The organism is Curtobacterium pusillum (assembly GCF_013359865.1).
In the GTDB taxonomy this organism is placed as follows: Bacteria; Actinomycetota; Actinomycetes; order Actinomycetales; family Microbacteriaceae; genus Curtobacterium; species Curtobacterium pusillum.
Genome location: NZ_JABMCE010000080.1, coordinates 103146 through 119926, shown reverse-complemented (window position 1 = coordinate 119926; position 16781 = coordinate 103146). Strand labels below are relative to the sequence as shown.

Sequence of the window (16781 nt, the reverse complement as noted above, 5' to 3'; positions counted from 1 at the left end):
TCACGGTCGTCGCGTGGGTCGCCGTCATCGCGTCGCGTCGCGTCGCCGGCCTGGAGGCACGGTGCCGGCCCGCCCCATCGGTGACGAACCACGGAACCGACATCGAACCGGCACCCGCCGCTGGTTCGACGTCGGATACGTGGTTCGATCCAGCCGGCCGGGTGGACTCGCCAGCCGCGCGGTCAGCCGACCGCGTTCCGCCAGGCCTGCTCCAGCCCGGCACGATCGAGCAGTTCCCGGGGCCGGACCTCGAGGTCGTCGGCCACGAAGTAGAACACGGCGTCGACCTCGTCGATCGGCCGTCCGGTGAACTCGGCGTACGCGACTCGGTACAGCGCGAGCTGCAGCTGCCGCTTCGCCAGGTCGTCCGCTCCCGTCGGCGCCTTGCCCGTCTTCCAGTCGACGACCTCGGCGCGACCGTCGATCTCGTAGACCGCGTCGAGCTTGCAGACCACGCTATGGCCGAGGAACGGGATGTGGATCTCCCGCTCGACCTCGACCGGGGTCAGGTCCGCCCAGCGTGACCGGGCGAAGGTCGCTTGGAAATCGGCGAGTCGGCGGGCGTCGTCATCGGTGACCACGGCCTCCGCGGAGGCATCGACCGCGTCGTCCTGGTCGAGGTCGAGTTCGCCGTCCCAGACGTCCAGCGTCTCGAGCGCCCCGCCGCTCCGGGCGCGCTGCTCCACCCACTGGTGGAACAGCGTGCCGAGCCGCGTGGCACGGTACGGACGCTCCGGCATCGGGCGTCGCAGCCGTTCGGCGACCGCGTCCGGCTCGGAGAGGTAGTCCTTGAACCCGGACGCGGGCACACGGTGCGGCACGACCACCGCGTGCCGAGCCTTCCGGTTCGCGGTGCGCTCGGCGAGCAGCAGGTCGATGTCGGCGGCGAACCGTCCGGCCGCACCGGGGTTGGCGTTCCGCACGCGATCGGCCGCCGCGACGACCCGGGCGGCGCGTTGCCCGAACGGCACGTGCGGCCAGGTCTGGGTGGCGCCCGCATCGCCGAGGGGGTTCTCGTCGTGCTCGGTCGTCTCGGGCACCGCGGTGGCGTCGACCACGCCGGCGTCGACGAGGTCGCGGAGGTACCGGCTCGGCTCGGTCGGCCGGACCCCGCCGGCCCAGAACGACCCGGTGACGAGCAGGTCGTGCTTCGCCCGGGTGAGCGCGACGTACGTCAACCGACGTTCCTCGTCCTCGTTCCGGGCCTTCACCTGCTCCTTGTAGGCGTCGATCGCGAGCGTGACGTCCTTCTGGGTGTCGTGCCCGCGCCAGTCCAGCCGCGGGAGTTCGTCGGCGTCACCGCGGAACTCGTAGGGCAGCCGGCCGAAGCCGATCCAGCCCGAGGAGCCCTCCTGCGGGCGGGCGGGCAGCGCGCCCTCGACCAGGCGCGGCACGGCGACCGCGTCCCACTCGAGGCCCTTCGAACCGTGGATGGTGAGGATCTGCACGGTGCCGGCCTCGGGCTCCTCGGAGCGCGGCCCCATGTCGTCGCGCCGTGCCGCCGCGTCGATCCAGCCGAGGAAGGCGCCGAGGTCGGCCCGGTCGTCGGTCGTCACGAAGCCCGCGAGCTCGTCGACGAACGCGTCGAGGAACGCGCCGCTTCCCTGCTCGTGCGCGGCGACCTCGATGTCGAGTCGCATCTCCTGCACCACGAGCGTCACGAAGTCGACCAGGTCGCCGGCCGCCCGGGAGCGCAGTGCGGCGAGCTGCCGGCCGAGCTCCCGCATCCGCCGACGTCCGACCTCGCTGATGTCCGCCAAGGCACCGTGCTCGTCCGGAGCGGTCGCCACGAAGTCGAGCGCGTCGACGATCGACCCGTGCTCGCCCGCCGCGACCGAGGCCCGGAACGCCGCGGTGAGCTCGTCGTCGAGGCGCTGCTGGGTGTGGTCCCGCCCGAACAGCCAGCGGGCGAGCGCGTGCAGGGCGGCGATGTCTGCGGCGCCGATCCGCCACCGGGCGCCGGCGAGCAGCCGGATGAGGTCGTTGCCCGCGGCGGGGTCGTGCAGTACGCGGAGGCACGCGACGAGGTCGACGATCTCCGGCCGTTGGAGCAGACCGCCGGTGCCGAGCACGTGGAACGGGACCCGGTGCTCGCCGAGCGCCGCCGTGAACGCCGCAAGGTCCTTGCGGGAGCGCAGCAGGAGCGCCATCGAGCCCTTCGGGTCCGCTGCTCGTCGAGCGCCGAACCACCGGGCGACGGCGTCGGCTTCTTCGGGCAGGGTCTCGGGGAACACGGCGTGTACCGTCCCCGCATCGGCGCCGGGCCGTGGCACGAGACGCTCGACGTCGACCTCGGACGCTTCGGACAGCGGCGCGACGACGGCGTTCGCCCCCGCGAGGACGTCGACGGGGTTCCGCCAGCTCGTCGAGAGCGCGAACGTGACTGGCCGCGCGCCTCCGGTGTCGTCCCCGAAGTCGCGGGGGAACCGGGCGAGGTTCGCCGCGCTCGCCCCGCGGAACCCGTAGATCGACTGGTGCGGGTCCCCCACCGCCATGACCGGGTGCCCCCGGAACAGCCGGGCGAGGAACCGCGTCTGCACGACCGAGGTGTCCTGGTACTCGTCGAGGAGCACCACCCCGTACCGCTGGCGCAGGTCCGACACCACACGGGGGGCGGACTCCGCTGCGGCCAGGGCGAGGGCGATCTGGTCGGAGAACTCGACGAAGCCGCGGTCGACCTTCTGGCGACGGAACTCCTCGACCAGGTCGACGAGCGGTTCGAGGGCGCCGATCGCCGCGACCGCGTCGGTGATGGCCTTGTACGGCGTGCCGCGGTTGTTGCCGGGCAACTCGAGCAGGCCGGCGAACTCGATGGCGAACCGGCGGAGCCGCTCGGGCTCGACGAGGTGTTCGGACACCGCTCCGGCGAGCGCCACGACCGCCGCGGTGACCGTGTCGACGTCGCGGTCGAGTCCGGCCAGCCGGTCGTCCCGCGCGGCCACGACCACCCGGCGTGCGAGCTGCCAGGCGGACGGCTCGGTGAGGACCTGGGACTCGCCGTCGCGTCCGACGAGCAGTGCGTTCTCGCGGAAGACCGAGTTGGCGAAGGCGTTGTAGGTCGACACCGTCGGCGCCTCGAACGCGTCGCCGCCCTCGAGCAGGCCGACGTCCTCGAGGGCGCGGATCCGGTCGTTGATGCGGACCGACAGCTCTCCTGCGGCCTTGCGGGTGAAGGTCAGGCCGAGGATCCCGTCCGGCCGGACCATCCCGTTGGCGAGCAGCCAGACGACGCGCGAGGCCATCGTCTCCGTCTTCCCGCTGCCGGCGCCGGCGACGACGAGCGCGGGCGTGAGCGGCGACTCGATGACGGCGCGCTGCTGCGGGGTCGGACGGGGTCGGCCGAGGGCGTCGGCGATCGTGTCGGCGTCGTGCCGTGGCGTCGCGACCGTGACGCCGTCGGTCGGCTGCACCAGCTGTTCCTCGTTCACCAGGTCACCTCGCCCACGACGTGGATCCGGCACTCGACGCCGGTCCGGGCCTTCTCGCAGTGGTCGTCGACGTTCGCGAGGAACGTCCGGCCGGCCATGCCCTCGGCGACGGCGTGCAGCCGCTGCCGGTAGGCGTCACGGGCGTCGTCGTCGAAGGCGTGCTGGGTCCGTTCGGCGTAGGCGTGGCCGCCCCGGGGGTTCCGCACGAAGACCAGGCGCGCGTCGGCCATGGTCGACCCGGCCGGCACCCCCTCGACGGCGCCGTCCTCGACCGCGAGCTGGTAGGCGCCGAGCTGCGGGTGCTCCGGCATGTCGTTCTTCTCGCTCGGCATGGACCGTCCCGTCTTGAGGTCGACGACGCTCACCCGGCCGTCGGGGTCGATCTCGATGCGGTCGATGCTGCCGCGCATCCGGGCGGGGCCGGTCACCAGGGCGAAGGAGGTCTCCGCGCCGAGCAGCCGTCGCCCGGCGCTGGCGAAGGTTCGGAGGTAGTCGCTGAGCCCCTCGATCATGCGGCGCGTGCGGGCGCGCTCTCGGTCGGCGATCCACGGCGACTCGAAGGTCAGTTCGTCCCACCGCCCCTCGACGTGCTGCCAGAGGGACTCCACGTCGACGGCGGTGGCGTGCTCCATCGCCTCGTGCACGATCGTCCCGATGCCCATCGCGGGGCTCGGGGCGCTGCCGCCGAAGGTCTGCACGAACCAGTGCACGGGGCAGTCCTCGTACGTGCCGATACCGGAGGGTGACACGGACACCGTCGGAGCGACCGGGTCACCGCCCTCGTGCTCGGGCTCCGGCTCGGCGCCCAGGTCGACCAGGGGTTCCTCGGTCGACGGCTCGGCCAGCCCCCACCAGTCGTCCGGCGACGCACCGGGCACCTCGGCCTCGGCGAGCCGTGCGAGCGCGGACGCGGCCTCGTGGTCGCCCGATGCGACCACCCGGCGGCGGAGCGACCCAGCGAGTCCGCGGAGGGACAGCGGGTGCACGGTCGGCTGCCGGTCGGGCGGGACCGGGACGAGCCGCACGAACGGGGACGGTGCCTCGTCGTCGTTCGCGACGGTGCCGATCACGACCTGTGTCGTCGCGCGCGACACCGCACGGGCGAAGAGGCGGAGCTCGTCGGCTATGACGGCGGCACGGTCGTCGATCGCCGAGTGATCGGTGCCCACAGCGGTGCGGACGAGCCCGTCCGGGTCGAGCAGGCTGCCGCGGACGCGGGTGTTCGGCCAGACGCCGTCCTGCAGCCCGAGGACCACGACCACGTCGCACTCCAGGCCGATCGTGGCGGAGGGGGTGAGCACGCGGACCCGCCCGGTGGTGCGGTCCGGACCGATGGAGTCCTCGGGCAGGTCGGCGCCGAGCAGGTCGTCGACGAACACCCGAGCGGGAGCGTCCGGGGTCCGTTCGACGAAGCGCTTCGCCGCGGCGAACAGCCCGACCACGGCGTCGAGGTGCCGGTCGGCCTCGGCGGCACCGACGCCGCCGGCCGCCGACTGTCCGCCCCAGGTGCCGGCGAGACCGCTGCGTTCCCAGAGCCCCCAGAGGATCTCCTCGATGCTCGCGCCGGAGTCGGCGTCGGCGCGGGCCTGCACGAGACTCCGGGCCAGCCGTGTGGCGCGCCGAGCGAACCCTGCGTCGACCGTCGCCAGCCGCTCCGGCGCCCCGAGCGCATCGACCAGCAGGTCGTCGGCGGTGCGGCTGCCGCCCCCGGCGAGTTCCTCGCGCCGCAGGGCGAGCCGGAGACGCCGCATCGCGAGCGTGTCGAGGCCGCCGAGCGGTCCGGTGGCGAAGGACGTGGCGAGCGCCGCGTCGAGCGGGAGCACACCGAGCGAGACGGCCGCGGCGTCGAGCAGCGACCGGGCGGCCGTGTCGTCGCGGGGCCGGACGGGCGCAGCACCGGCGGTGGCGGGGACCTCGGCGACGGACAGTGCTCGGACGAGTTCGGGGATCGCTGCACCGCTGCGCGTGACGACGGCCATCCGGTGCCAGGGCACGCCGTCGAGCAGCCGGTGCTCACGCAGCCGCCGGGCGACCGCCACGACGAGCGCCGCGCGGCTCGCCCCTTCGAGGTGGACGACCGCGTCGGGCCGGGCGTCCGCCGTGGTCGCCACCGCCGTGCGCTGCCGACCGGCGGCGGCCGCACCGATGCGCGCCGTGATCCCGGTCACGAGGGCTCGGATCGGCGCGGGGTGCCGGTGCACGGTGGTGAGCACGAGTTCGTCGACGCGGTCGACACCGAGTCGCACCGCGAGGCGGCCGAGCACGTCGGGTTCGGCACCGCGGAACGCCGAGGCCGCGATGTCCGGGTCGCCGAAGGCGACGACCTGGACCCCGGAGCGTGCGAGGGCACCGAGCAGGGCGATCTCCCCCTCGACGAGTTCCTGCGTGTCGTCGACGACCACGAGCCGGAGCGCCGCGACACTCGCCGGCACCTGCCCGCGCAGGACCGCGGCCGTGGCGTACGCGACGAGTTCGGCGGCGTCGAGGCTGGTGGACCGGAACGAGGTCACGGCGGCCCGGTACTCGTCGACGAAGTCCCCGACGGCGCGCCATTCCGGCCGCCCGGTGTCGTCGCCGAGCTCGCGCATGTCCTCGGGTTCGACCCCGGCGGCGACCGCCCGCATCATGACGTCCCGGAGCGCGGTGCGGAACCCGGCGCGCTCACGGACGACCGCCGTGATCGGGGCGGGCCAGTCCGGGCCGGTGCCGTCGAGTTCGTGCCCCACGAGCAGGTCGGCGATGATGCGGTCCTGCTCACCACCGGTCAGGAGTGTGGGCGTCTCCTGCCCCTGGACGGCGGCCGCGTGCGCCACGATCTGGAACGCGAGGGAGTTCACCGTGCGGGCGAGGGCACCGGGCATCACGCGTTCCACCGACGCGGCGAGCCGGTCGCGGAGTGCGGTGGCCGCGGTTCGCGCGGACGTCAGGGCGAGCACCGTCGCGTGACCGTCATCCGAGATGGCGTCGTGACGGCTGAGCCGCGCCGCCACGAGCCGGGACAGGGTCGTCGTCTTGCCCGTGCCGGGGGCTCCGATGACCGCAGCGTGGCGCCCGTCCGGCAGCGCGAGCACCGCGGCCTGCGACGGATCGGCAGCGAGTGCCCGTGCGACGCCCGTGACCTCGGGGGCGGGCGTCAGCGTGGTCTGGGGCACCCTCGTACGGTAACCGCCGCGACCGACACCGGCCGGTCGCCACGGCGCGGCGGACCCGCTCGCGACGACCCGGCGCCCCCGGTCACCGGGGCGGCCGTGCGCCTGCGGCGAACGTCCGATGTCCCCGCGGGCCGCTCGGATACGCTGTGCTCGTGGACATCAAGATCGGCATCATCAACAGCCCGCGCGAGATCGCGTTCGAGACCGCCCAGACCGCAGACGAGATCGAGAAGTCCGTGTCGGAGGCCCTCGCGGCGAAGTCGACGCACCTCTCGCTCCAGGACGAGAAGGGCCGTCGGTTCATCGTCCCCGTCGCGGCACTCGCGTACGTCGAGGTCGGCGCGGAAGAGTCCCGTCGCATCGGCTTCGTCGCCTGACGACGTGGAACTGCTCTTCGCGGTCCTCGGCGGCCTGATCGTCGGCGCCATCGCGCACGTCGTCGTGCCGTGGCGCTCGAGCCGCGGGTCGCTGCTCGGGCCGGCGGTGGGCGGCATCGTCGCCGCGGTGCTGTGGGAGGCGCTGACCTGGGCCGGTTGGCAGTACGACGCGACCTGGATCTGGGTCGTCGCGCTGGTCGGCGCGGGCGTGGTCGCACTCGTCACGGAGTGGGTCCTCGGCAAGCGCCGCACCGCTGCGGACGCGGCGTACTACGAACGCGTCAAGGCCCAGGGCGCCTGACGCTCGTCAGGCGGTGAGTCCGAGCGCGTCCATCCGACGCGTGTGCGCCGCGATGAGTTCGGTCCACACCGGCTCGAGGCGTTCCTGGTCCTCACGCGCGTGGGACGCGAGCGCCGACCGGGCGACCAGCAGCGTGTCCCCGACGAGCCGTCGGCCCCACATCGCCAGACGCGACCCGACCTGCGGGTCCTCGGCGATGCGGGCGGTGAGTTCCTCGACCACGGCGGCTTCCTCCCGCGCGTCGAACACGGTCTTCAGTCGCTGCCGGACCTCGGCCGGGAGCGACCGCAGCAGACTGCCGAACAGGTCGTTGAGGATACCGGCGGTCACGTAGCCGGTGAGCATCGACTCGTACCAGTCGGCGCCGCTCGTGCGTTCGAGGAAGAGGTCGATCGCCTCACGGTGCGGTGCCATCAGCGCGGCAGGGTCGCCCCCGGTGCGCTCGATCTCGGCGACGATCGTCCGGTGCCGCTCCAGTGCGGTGGTCGCGAGCACGCCCGTGACGAGCCGACCGGAGAGCGTCGGCGCCCCGGCACCGGCACGGCCCATCGTCTCGTACAGCGAGAGTTCGAGGTACGCCCCCTGGCCCAGGTACACGTCGAGCTCGGGGGTGACGTCGTCCAGCTGGAGGCGTTCCACGGGCGACGCGCCCCGCGGGTTCCGCGACGCGAGCCACGCGGCGGCGAGCTGCGCCGCGCGCTTCCGGTTCCACCACGAGACCACGCGACGAGCATAGCGGGAACCGCCTGCCGCCCCGCCCGGCCGGGCCCGTCGGTAGACTGGTCCGGACTTCCACCAGAACTAAGGTGATTCTTTGACTTTCGCAGACCTCTCCATCGAGCAGGACATCGTCGACGCGCTCGCGACGAAGGGCATCCTCGAGCCCTTCCCGATCCAGCAGCAGACGATCCCGCTCGCCCTCACCGGCCAGGACATCATCGGCCAGGCCAAGACGGGTACGGGCAAGACCTTCGGCTTCGGCCTCCCCCTCATCCAGCGACTCGGTGCCGACCCGGAGCACGGCGTGAAGGCCCTCGTGGTCGTCCCGACCCGTGAGCTCGCGGTCCAGGTGACCGAGGACCTCGAGCTGGCCACCTCGAACCGCCCGACGAAGATCGTGTCGATCTACGGCGGCAAGGCGTACGAGGGCCAGATCGAGCAGCTCAAGGCCGGCGCCCAGATCGTCGTCGGCACCCCGGGCCGCCTCATCGACCTGCAGCGCCAGCGGCTGCTCGACCTCTCCCACGTGCAGGAGGTGGTGCTCGACGAGGCCGACCGCATGCTCGACCTCGGTTTCCTCTCGGACATCGAGCGGATCTTCCAGGCCGTTCCCGCCGTGCGGCACACGATGCTGTTCTCGGCCACGATGCCGGCACCGATCGTGGCGCTCGCTCGCCGCTTCATGACCCGGCCGGTCCACATCCGCGCGACCGACCCGGACGAGGGGCTGACGCAGGCCAACATCAAGCACGTCATCTACCGTGCGCACTCGCTCGACAAGGACGAGGTCATCGCGCGGATCCTGCAGGCGGAGGGGCGCGGCAAGACCGTCATCTTCACCCGGACGAAGCGCGCCGCGGCGAAGCTCGTCGAGGAGCTGAAGGACCGCGGGTTCAACGCCGCGGCCGTGCACGGCGACCTCAACCAGGAGCAGCGCGAGCGCGCCATGGCCGCCTTCAAGGCCGGCAAGCGCGACGTCCTCATCGCGACCGACGTCGCGGCTCGCGGCATCGACGTGGACGACGTCACGCACGTCATCAACCACACCATCCCGGACGACCCGGACACGTACCTGCACCGCGCCGGCCGCACCGGTCGTGCGGGCAAGACCGGCATCGCGGTCACGTTCGTCGACTGGGACGACCTGCACAAGTGGACGCTGATCGACAAGGCGCTCGAGTTCGGCATCCCCGAGCCCGTCGAGACCTACTCGTCGTCGCCGCACCTGTTCGAGGACCTCGACATCCCGAAGGGCACGAAGGGTCGTCTGCCCGGTGCGTCCGCGCACGCGGCCTCCGCCGGTGGCCCCGCGGAGAAGCGGTCGGGCGACCGTCAGCGCACGGGCTCGCGTCCGCCCCGCACCCGGACCCGGACTGGAGGCGCGGAGCAGCCCGCCTCGCCGGCCGCGGCATCCGAGACCCCGGCCTCCGACTCCACGGCCCCCGAGGGCGCATCGGCCGACGGTGCGGCGAAGCGGCGTCGTCGGCGCCGCCGCCGCGGAAGCGGAAGCGGCAGCGGGTCGTCCGAGGCGACCGCCTCGGCGCCGCAGGGCACGTCGGACGGCGAGTAGCGCCTCCAGGCCGAAGGGTCCGTCGCTCACGCGACGGGCCCTTCCGCGTTCCCGGGCGGGCGGGGCCGGATTCGCCCTTCCGCGAAAGCGACAGTCTGCCGCCGGACTCCCGCGGCAGACTGTCGCTTTCGCGGAACCGACGAGGCGGGCGCGCCGGGAGGTGTCGCTGACGCGACACGAAGCGTGCGTCAGGGCAGGCGGGAACCGGCACCGACGACGGGGGTGCTTCCGGTCGCCTCGGACAGGATCGTGTCGAACGCGGCCCGTGCCGTGCGGTGCTCCCCGAGGCGGTTCGGCTTGCCGGTGCCGTGGTAGTCGCTCGAGCCGGTGACGAACAGGTCGTAGCGCGTCGCCCAGTCGAGCAGGGTCCGCTTGCCGTGGGCGAGGTTCTCGCGGTGGTCGACCTCGAGTCCACCGAGACCGGCCTCGACCAGTTCGCGGAGCATCGGCTCGTCGATGACGATCCCGCGCGAGGACGCCGCCGGGTGCGCGATCACGGGCACACCGCCGGCCTGCCGGATGAGCTCGACACCACGCAGCGGGGTCGGCGCCTCGTGCGGTTCGTAGTAGCCCGACGCCGGGTGCAGGATCCCGCGGAACGCCGCACTGCGATCGGCCTCGAGCCCCCGGGCGACGAGCGCGTCGGCGATGTGCGGGCGGCCGATCGTGGCGCCGTCCCGCGACTGCGCGAGCACGTCGTCCCAGGTGAGGGGGTGGTCGCGGCCGATGCGCTCGACCATCCGGCGGGCGCGAGCGAGCCGGCCGTCGCGGATGCGACCGGTCTCCGCGACGAGGCCGTGGTCGTCGGGGTCGACGAGGTAGCCGAGGACGTGCACGCTGCGGTGGCCGACACGGGTGCTCAGCTCGAGGCCCGGGAGGAGCGTCAGCGGCAGGTCGCGGACGGTCGCCGTGGCCTCGGCCCACCCCGCCGTCGTGTCGTGGTCCGTCAGGGCGACCGCGTCCAGTCCGGCGGCCGCTGCCGCCCGGACGAGGTCCGCGGGTCGCTCGGTGCCGTCGGAGACGCTCGAGTGCGCGTGCAGGTCGATGAACGGATCGGGCACGTCGACAATGCTATCCACAGGTGAGCGGGCGCACAGGCCGCGGTCCGATGGTCGGTGGGATGATGGGTCCATGTCCGACACCACTCCCCGCGCGACGAGCAACCGTTCCACGACCCCCGGATCCTCGACGTTCAAGGACTACATCGGCTCGCAGTGGGCTGACCGCGACCGTCCACTGCCCGAGCCGCGCGAGCAGGCCGCTTTCGCCGCCGTGCGCCGCGCCCGGATCTCCGAGCTGCACCCCGGACGGACGATCGTCGTCCCGGCGGGGCAGGCCAAGGTGCGCTCGAACGACTGCGACTATCCGTTCCGCCCGCACTCCGCGTTCGCGCACCTCACCGGCTGGGGCGCCGACACGGTCGTCGGCTCGGTCCTCGTGATGACGCCGAACGGCTCCGGGCACGACGCCACGCTGTACTTCCGCGCCACCGCCGGCCGCGACTCCGAGGAGTTCTACGCGAACCCGGAGATCGGCGAGTTCTGGGTCGGGCCGCGTCCCTCGCTCGAGGAAGTGGCAGCCGACCTCGGTCTCGCGACGGCCGACCTCGGCGCGTTCGACGCCGTGAGCGCCGGGCTCGACGCATCGGCGCTGGTCGTCCGTGACGCCGACACCGACCTCACCCGCGGGCTCGACGACCGTCTCGGCAGTGCGGTGGGTGGCGCCCCCGAGTCGGACGGCGTGCCCGCGACCGACGACGCCCTCGCCCGCGACCTCTCCGAGCTCCGGCTGGTCAAGGACCCGTTCGAGGTGAACGAACTCCGCAAGGCCGTGAACGCGACGAAGGCCGGGTTCGACGACGTCATCGCCGACTTCGACGCCGTGCTCGCGCACCCCCGCGGTGAGCGCATCGTCGAGGGCACGTTCAACCGCCGCGCCAGGGCCGACGGCAACACCGTCGGCTACGACACGATCGCCGCCTCGGGCCACCACGCCTGCATCCTGCACTGGACACGCAACGACGGCGCCGTGCAGCCGGGCGACCTCATCCTCATCGACGCCGGTGTCGAGGTCGACTCGTTCTACACGGCCGACATCACCCGGACGCTGCCCGTCAGCGGGACGTTCTCCGACGTACAGCGCCTCGTCTACGAAGCCGTGCTCGAAGCTGCCGACGCCGCGTTCGCGATCGTCAAGCCGGGCATCACGTTCCGACAGGTGCACGCCACCGCGATGGAGGTCATCGCGCGGAAGACCGCCGAGTGGGGCTTCCTGCCCGGCACCGCCGAGGAGTCCCTGCAGCAGGAGAACCAGTTCCACCGCCGCTACATGGTGCACGGCACCAGCCACCACCTCGGACTCGACGTGCACGACTGCGCGAAGGCCCGGCGCGAGATGTACATCGACGGCATCGTGCAGCCCGGCATGGTGTTCACGATCGAGCCCGGCCTGTACTTCCAGCAGGACGACCTCACCGTCCCCGAGGAGTTCCGCGGCATCGGCGTCCGCATCGAGGACGACATCCTCGTGACCGAGGACGGTGCCGAGAACCTGTCGATCGGCATCCCACGGACCCCCTCGGAAGTGGAGGGGTGGATCGCCCGCTCCGGCCGCTAGCCTGAGCGGGTGACGACTCCCGAGGTCTCCCCCACCACGAACGCCGGCGCGCCCGGCGACGACGCCGCGACCGCGTTCTCGATCGACGTCGAGCACTTCGACTCCCCCGACGCGCAGCGGCTCCGAGCCGCCCAGCGCCTGGAGATCGACCGTGCCTACGGCGGCGACACCGAGCCCGGCGAGAAGCCCACCGCCGAGTCGATCGCGGTGTTCTTCCTCGCCCGCGACGAGGACGGCACGCCGCTCGGGTGCGGTGGTCTGCGGATCGTGCAGGACGGCATCACCGAGATCAAGCGGATGTACGTCCGGCCGGAGTCACGTGGCGCGGGAGTCGCGACCGCGCTCCTGCGGCGACTGGAGGACGCCGCGCTCGACCTCGGTTCGCCGGCGCTCGTGCTGGAGACCGGGAACGAGCAGAAGCGTGCCATCGGGTTCTACGAGCGCGAGGGGTTCTCCCGCATCGCGAACTTCGGCCCCTACGTCGGCGCTCCCCTGTCGATCTGCTACTCGAAGGTCCTGTAGCCGTCCGTCCGCGTGAGATCGCGGTTCGCCGCGCGGCCGCACGCGGCCGCGGAGTCAGCGGGACTCGTCGTCCTCCGGACGCTCGGCCTCGGAGGACCCCGGCGACGACGGGGCAGCAGAGGGCGCCGACGTCGGCGTGGCTCCGGTGACCCGCTCGCCGTAGCGCGGCGGCTCCTCGGCGTGCGGCTGCGACGACGCCGCGGGCGCTGCCGGTGCGGGTGCCGTCGCCGGGGTCTCCCCGTACCGAGGCCCCTCGTTCGTGCCGTAGCGCGGCGCTCCCGTCTGGCCGCCGGGAGCCGACGTGCCGGACTGCTGCGCGCCTCCGGGCTGGTGGGGCGTGGAGTGCCCACCGTAGGGCGACTGCTGCGACCTGGGGTCCTGCGGGCCGGGTCGCCACGGCTGCTGGCCGTGCAGTCCGGGGCCGGCTGCACCGGGGCCACCGGCCGCGGGCCCGCCCGGTGCGCCGGGCGTCCCCGGGTTCCAGTGCGTGGCGGGGGCGACCCCGGCTTCCCCGAGGATGCGCCGGGCCTGCCCGGTCAGCTGCGGGTCGACGACGATCTGGTAGTTCGTGGCGAGCACCTGGTGCACGCTCGTGAAGTCGCGCTGCCGCTTCGTGATCGCGAACGAGACGATGCCGTAGAGCATGCCGAACGCGGCACCGATGATGGCGGCGGCGAGGATGAGGCCGCCGGCGCTCGGCGAGAACAGGGTGAGCACGATGCCGAAGAAGATGCCGAGCCAGAGGCCGGACAGGGCGCCGGCGATGGCGGCCCGGCCGTAGGTCATCTTGCCGGTGACGCGCTCGACGGTCTTGAGGTCGTTGCCGACGATCGAGAGCTGGTTGACCGGGAAGTCGGCCTCGGCGAGCTTCGCCACCACGCGCTGCGCGTCGGGGTAGCTGTCGTACGTGCCGAGGACGTCCCCGCGCGGCAGCGTCGGGAAGGCCTGGGCGGTGCGTCCGGCGAACGGGCTCTGATTGCTCACACAGCCATCATTCACCCGGCACCTTGCAATCGCACGTGCACTCACAGGGAAGCAGCCGACCGCTCGTGGCCGAGCCGCAGGACCGACCGACTACGCTGGGTCGGGTGAGCGCCACGAAGGTCTTCGTCGCCCGCCTCGCCGGGTGCTCCGTCTTCGACCCCGCGGGCGACCGTGTCGGCCGCGTGCGGGACGTCCTCGTCGTGTACCGCCGGGTGGACGCGCCCCACGTCGTCGGCCTCATCGTCGAGGTGCCGGGGAAGCGCCGCATCTTCGTCAGCATCGGGCGCATCACGTCGATCGGTGCCGGGCAGGTCATCACGACGGGCCTCGTGAACATGCGCCGCTTCGAGCAGCGGGGTGGCGAGGTCCGGGTGATCGCGGAGATGCTCGGCCGCAAGGTCCTCATCAAGAAGGAGCGCATCCGCGCCACGGTGGAGGACGTCGCGATCGAGGACCGCGGGCAGGGCGACTGGGAGGTGTCGCAGCTCTTCCTCCGCAAGCCGAAGACCACGCCGTCGCCGTTCGGCAAGGGCCCGACGACGTTCGCGACGTGGAACGAGGTCACCGAGGACGAACTCCCCGGCGAGGCCCAGTCCGCCGAGCACGTCATCGCCGCCTACTCCGACCTGCTGCCGGCCGACCTCGCGTCGACGCTGCTCGACCTGCCGGAGGAACGCCGGTTCGAGGTCGCCGAGGAGCTCCCCGACGACCGGCTCGCCGACGTGCTCGAGGAGATGCCCGACCAGGAGCGCATCGACATCCTCACCCGGCTCGAGGACTCCCGCGCCGCCGACGTCCTCGACCACATGCAGCCCGACGACGCGGCCGACGTGCTCGCGCAGTTCTCCGACGAGCGCAGTGAGGCCCTCCTCGAGCTCATGGAGCCGGAGGAGGCGCAGGACGTGCGCATGCTCCTCGAGTACGAGCCGGACACCGCCGGTGGGCTCATGACGACCGAGCCGGTGATCGTGTCGGCCGACGCGACGGTGGCCGAGGGTCTCGCCCTGGTCCGGCGTCACGAGCTCGCTCCGGTGCTCGGCGCCGCGGTCTGCGTCACGCTGCCGCCGTACGAGCCGCCGACCGGCCGCTTCCTCGGTCTCGTGCACTTCCAGCGCATGCTGCGGTACCCGCCGAACGAGCGGCTCGGCACCCTCATCGACCAGCAGACCGAACCGGTCCGGGTCGACGCGAGCGCCGCCGAGGTCACCCGCATCATGGCGACCTACAACCTGCTGTCCGTCCCCGTGGTCGACGACGCCCACCGACTCGTCGGGGTGGTGACGATCGACGATGTCCTCGACCACGTCCTGCCGGACGACTGGCGAAGTCAGGGCGAGGGGGAACCCTCACCGCTTCCACGCCAACGACCGCGCAAGACGCCCGTGACGACGGGAAGGAGGACCACCCGTGGCCCGAACGGATGAGAACCGTCAGGAACGCCTCGACTCCCCGAAGGGCATGCGGACGCGGGTGCTCCCGACCCGGCGGCGTTCCGGTCGCGGCGACACGTTCGGTCGCGCCACCGAGGGCATCGCGCGTGCGATGGGAACCCCGTGGTTCCTCGTCGGACTGACCCTGTTCTGCCTCGTCTGGATGGGGTACAACACGCTGGCACCGAAGTCGTGGCAGTTCGACTCCGCGGCGATCGGCTTCACGGCGCTGACCCTCGTGCTGTCGCTGCAAGCGTCGTACGCCGCGCCGCTCATCCTGCTCGCCCAGAATCGGCAGGACGACCGCGACCGGGTGCAGTTCGAGCAGGACCGGCAGCGCGCCGAGCGGAACCTGGCGGACACCGAGTACCTCGCGCGCGAGGTCGTCGCGCTGCGCCTGGCGATGCGCGACATGGCGTCGAAGGACTTCATCCGCGCCGAGATCCGCTCGCTGCTCGAGGAGCTCGACCGACGTGACGCGGACGGCGCCGGCTTCGCCGACGAGTCCGGCAGCACCGCCCGTGGCTGAGGACCCCGACGAGCAGCTCGGGTCCGCGGTCCTCGCCGCGCTCGGTCGCGTGATCGACCCGGAGATCCGCCGGCCCGTCACGGAGCTCGACATGATCCGTGGTGTCGACGTCCAGCCTGGAGGCGCGGTGCGCGTCGACCTGCAGCTCACGATCGTGGGGTGCCCGGCCGCCGACACGATCGAGCGCGACGTGCGCGCCGCCGCCGGTTCCGTGCACGGCGTGTCCGCGGTGTCGGTCGACGTGTCGGTCATGGCCCCGGCCACCCGTGCCGCACTCACCGAACGACTCCGCGCCGGCAGGCCGAAGGGCGTGCAGTTCACGCCGGACTCCCTCACCCGGGTCATCGCCGTCACGAGTGGCAAGGGCGGCGTGGGCAAGTCCACCGTCACCGTGAACCTCGCGGCTGCGCTCGCGGCCCGTGGGCAGCGTGTGGGCGTGGTCGACGTGGACGTGCACGGCTTCAGCGTCCCCGGGCTGCTGGGGCTCACCGACGAGCGCGGGGTCGCACCCCGCCCGACCCGGGTGGACAGCATGATCCTGCCGCCGGTGGCGCACGACGTGAAGGTCGTCTCGATCGGGATGTTCGTCGACGACGTCTCGACCGCGGTGTCCTGGCGCGGGCCGATGCTGCACCGGACCGTCTCGCAGTTCCTGACCGACGTGTGGTTCGGCGACCTCGACGTCCTCCTGCTCGACCTGCCGCCGGGCACCGGGGACGTGGCGATCTCCGTCGGTCAGCTGCTCCCCCACGCCGAGGTGCTCGTCGTGACCACGCCCCAGGCCGCTGCGGCGGACGTGGCCGAGCGGAGCGGGATCGTCGCTCGGCAGACCGGGCAGCGGGTCATCGGCGTGGTCGAGAACATGGCGGGCCTCGTGCAGCCGGACGGATCCGTGCTGCACCTCTTCGGCGAGGGCGGCGGCGCCGAGACCGCACGGCGGCTGTCTCGCGACCAGGACGTGCCCGTCCCGGTGCTCGGCAGCGTGCCGCTGTCCGTGCCGCTCCGCGAGGGCGGGGACACCGGCGTCCCGGTGGTGCTCGGAGCCCCGGACGACCCCGCTGCGGTGGCCCTCACCGCCATCGCGGACCGGATCACCACCATGGGCCGGGGGCTGGCCGGCCGGAAGCTCGGGCTGTCCCTGTCCTAGGGTCG

General features: G+C 72.8%; 13 protein-coding genes. 8 read left to right on the top strand and 5 right to left on the bottom strand.

Features of this window, described 5'->3' with window-relative positions; genetic code table 11:
• Window positions 1-182: 182 nt before the first annotated feature.
• Both HP507_RS11605 and HP507_RS11600 read right to left on the bottom strand, forming a co-directional pair.
• Window positions 183-3428 carry an ATP-dependent DNA helicase gene (locus tag HP507_RS11605; RefSeq protein WP_271207167.1) on the bottom strand — a complete coding sequence of 1082 codons (3246 nt, stop codon included), beginning with the start codon at window positions 3426-3428 and terminating at the stop codon, window positions 183-185.
• Window positions 3425-6580: an ATP-dependent helicase gene (locus tag HP507_RS11600; RefSeq protein ID WP_175351941.1), complete on the bottom strand. Its 3156-nt coding sequence runs from the start codon at window positions 6578-6580 to the stop codon at window positions 3425-3427. Before HP507_RS11600 ends, HP507_RS11605 begins: the two co-directional genes overlap by 4 nt.
• A gap of 152 nt (window positions 6581-6732) precedes the next feature.
• On the opposite strand from HP507_RS11600, the gene HP507_RS11595 reads away from it, so the two are divergent.
• Complete coding sequence (locus HP507_RS11595) at window positions 6733-6957, top strand: DUF3107 domain-containing protein (RefSeq protein ID WP_175351940.1); 225 nt, start codon at window positions 6733-6735, stop codon at window positions 6955-6957.
• A 4-nt stretch (window positions 6958-6961) separates the two neighbouring features.
• Window positions 6962-7258 carry a hypothetical protein gene (locus HP507_RS11590; protein ID WP_175351939.1) on the top strand — a complete coding sequence of 99 codons (297 nt, stop codon included), beginning with the start codon at window positions 6962-6964 and terminating at the stop codon, window positions 7256-7258.
• A 6-nt stretch (window positions 7259-7264) separates the two neighbouring features.
• Here HP507_RS11590 and HP507_RS11585 read toward each other — a convergent pair whose 3' ends face one another.
• Window positions 7265-7981 carry a ferritin-like fold-containing protein gene (locus HP507_RS11585; RefSeq protein WP_271207168.1) on the bottom strand — a complete coding sequence of 239 codons (717 nt, stop codon included), beginning with the start codon at window positions 7979-7981 and terminating at the stop codon, window positions 7265-7267.
• Between the two features lie 91 nt (window positions 7982-8072).
• Here HP507_RS11585 and HP507_RS11580 point away from each other — a divergent pair, with 91 nt between their 5' ends.
• The gene (locus tag HP507_RS11580; protein WP_175351938.1) at window positions 8073-9548 is read left to right on the top strand and encodes a DEAD/DEAH box helicase; all 1476 of its coding nucleotides are present in this window, start codon (window positions 8073-8075) and stop codon (window positions 9546-9548) included.
• A 188-nt stretch (window positions 9549-9736) separates the two neighbouring features.
• On the opposite strand, the gene HP507_RS11575 is transcribed toward HP507_RS11580, so the two are convergent.
• Window positions 9737-10609 (bottom strand): PHP domain-containing protein, encoded by an 873-nt coding sequence (locus tag HP507_RS11575; RefSeq protein ID WP_271207169.1) that lies wholly within the window; start codon window positions 10607-10609, stop codon window positions 9737-9739.
• Window positions 10610-10679: 70 nt separating this feature from the next.
• Here HP507_RS11575 and HP507_RS11570 point away from each other — a divergent pair, with 70 nt between their 5' ends.
• Both HP507_RS11570 and HP507_RS11565 read left to right on the top strand, forming a co-directional pair.
• On the top strand, window positions 10680-12164 hold the full coding sequence (locus tag HP507_RS11570; protein WP_175351936.1) for an aminopeptidase P family protein: 1485 nt from the start codon (window positions 10680-10682) through the stop codon (window positions 12162-12164).
• A 9-nt stretch (window positions 12165-12173) separates the two neighbouring features.
• The gene (locus HP507_RS11565) at window positions 12174-12686 is read left to right on the top strand and encodes a GNAT family N-acetyltransferase (RefSeq protein ID WP_333781360.1); all 513 of its coding nucleotides are present in this window, start codon (window positions 12174-12176) and stop codon (window positions 12684-12686) included.
• A gap of 54 nt (window positions 12687-12740) precedes the next feature.
• Here HP507_RS11565 and HP507_RS11560 read toward each other — a convergent pair whose 3' ends face one another.
• Window positions 12741-13670: a YflT domain-containing protein gene (locus HP507_RS11560; protein ID WP_175351935.1), complete on the bottom strand. Its 930-nt coding sequence runs from the start codon at window positions 13668-13670 to the stop codon at window positions 12741-12743.
• Window positions 13671-13774: 104 nt separating this feature from the next.
• Between HP507_RS11560 and HP507_RS11555 the strand changes: the two genes are divergently transcribed.
• The 3 genes from HP507_RS11555 to HP507_RS11545 are packed head-to-tail and all read left to right on the top strand — an operon-like array spanning window position 13775 to window position 16776.
• On the top strand, window positions 13775-15094 hold the full coding sequence (locus HP507_RS11555; protein ID WP_175351934.1) for a magnesium transporter MgtE N-terminal domain-containing protein: 1320 nt from the start codon (window positions 13775-13777) through the stop codon (window positions 15092-15094).
• Entirely contained in the window at window positions 15078-15629 is a 552-nt protein-coding gene (locus HP507_RS11550) for a DUF1003 domain-containing protein (RefSeq protein ID WP_175351933.1), read from the top strand. The genes HP507_RS11555 and HP507_RS11550 overlap by 17 nt, the downstream gene beginning before the upstream one ends.
• The gene (locus HP507_RS11545) at window positions 15622-16776 is read left to right on the top strand and encodes a P-loop NTPase (protein ID WP_175351932.1); all 1155 of its coding nucleotides are present in this window, start codon (window positions 15622-15624) and stop codon (window positions 16774-16776) included. The genes HP507_RS11550 and HP507_RS11545 overlap by 8 nt, the downstream gene beginning before the upstream one ends.
• The last annotated feature ends 5 nt before the right edge of the window (window positions 16777-16781 follow it).

Coding starts and splice junctions, on each gene's coding strand:
- HP507_RS11570 (WP_175351936.1), top strand. CDS start 10,680: ATGTCCGACACCACTCCCCGCGCGACGAGCAACCGTTCCACGACCCCC.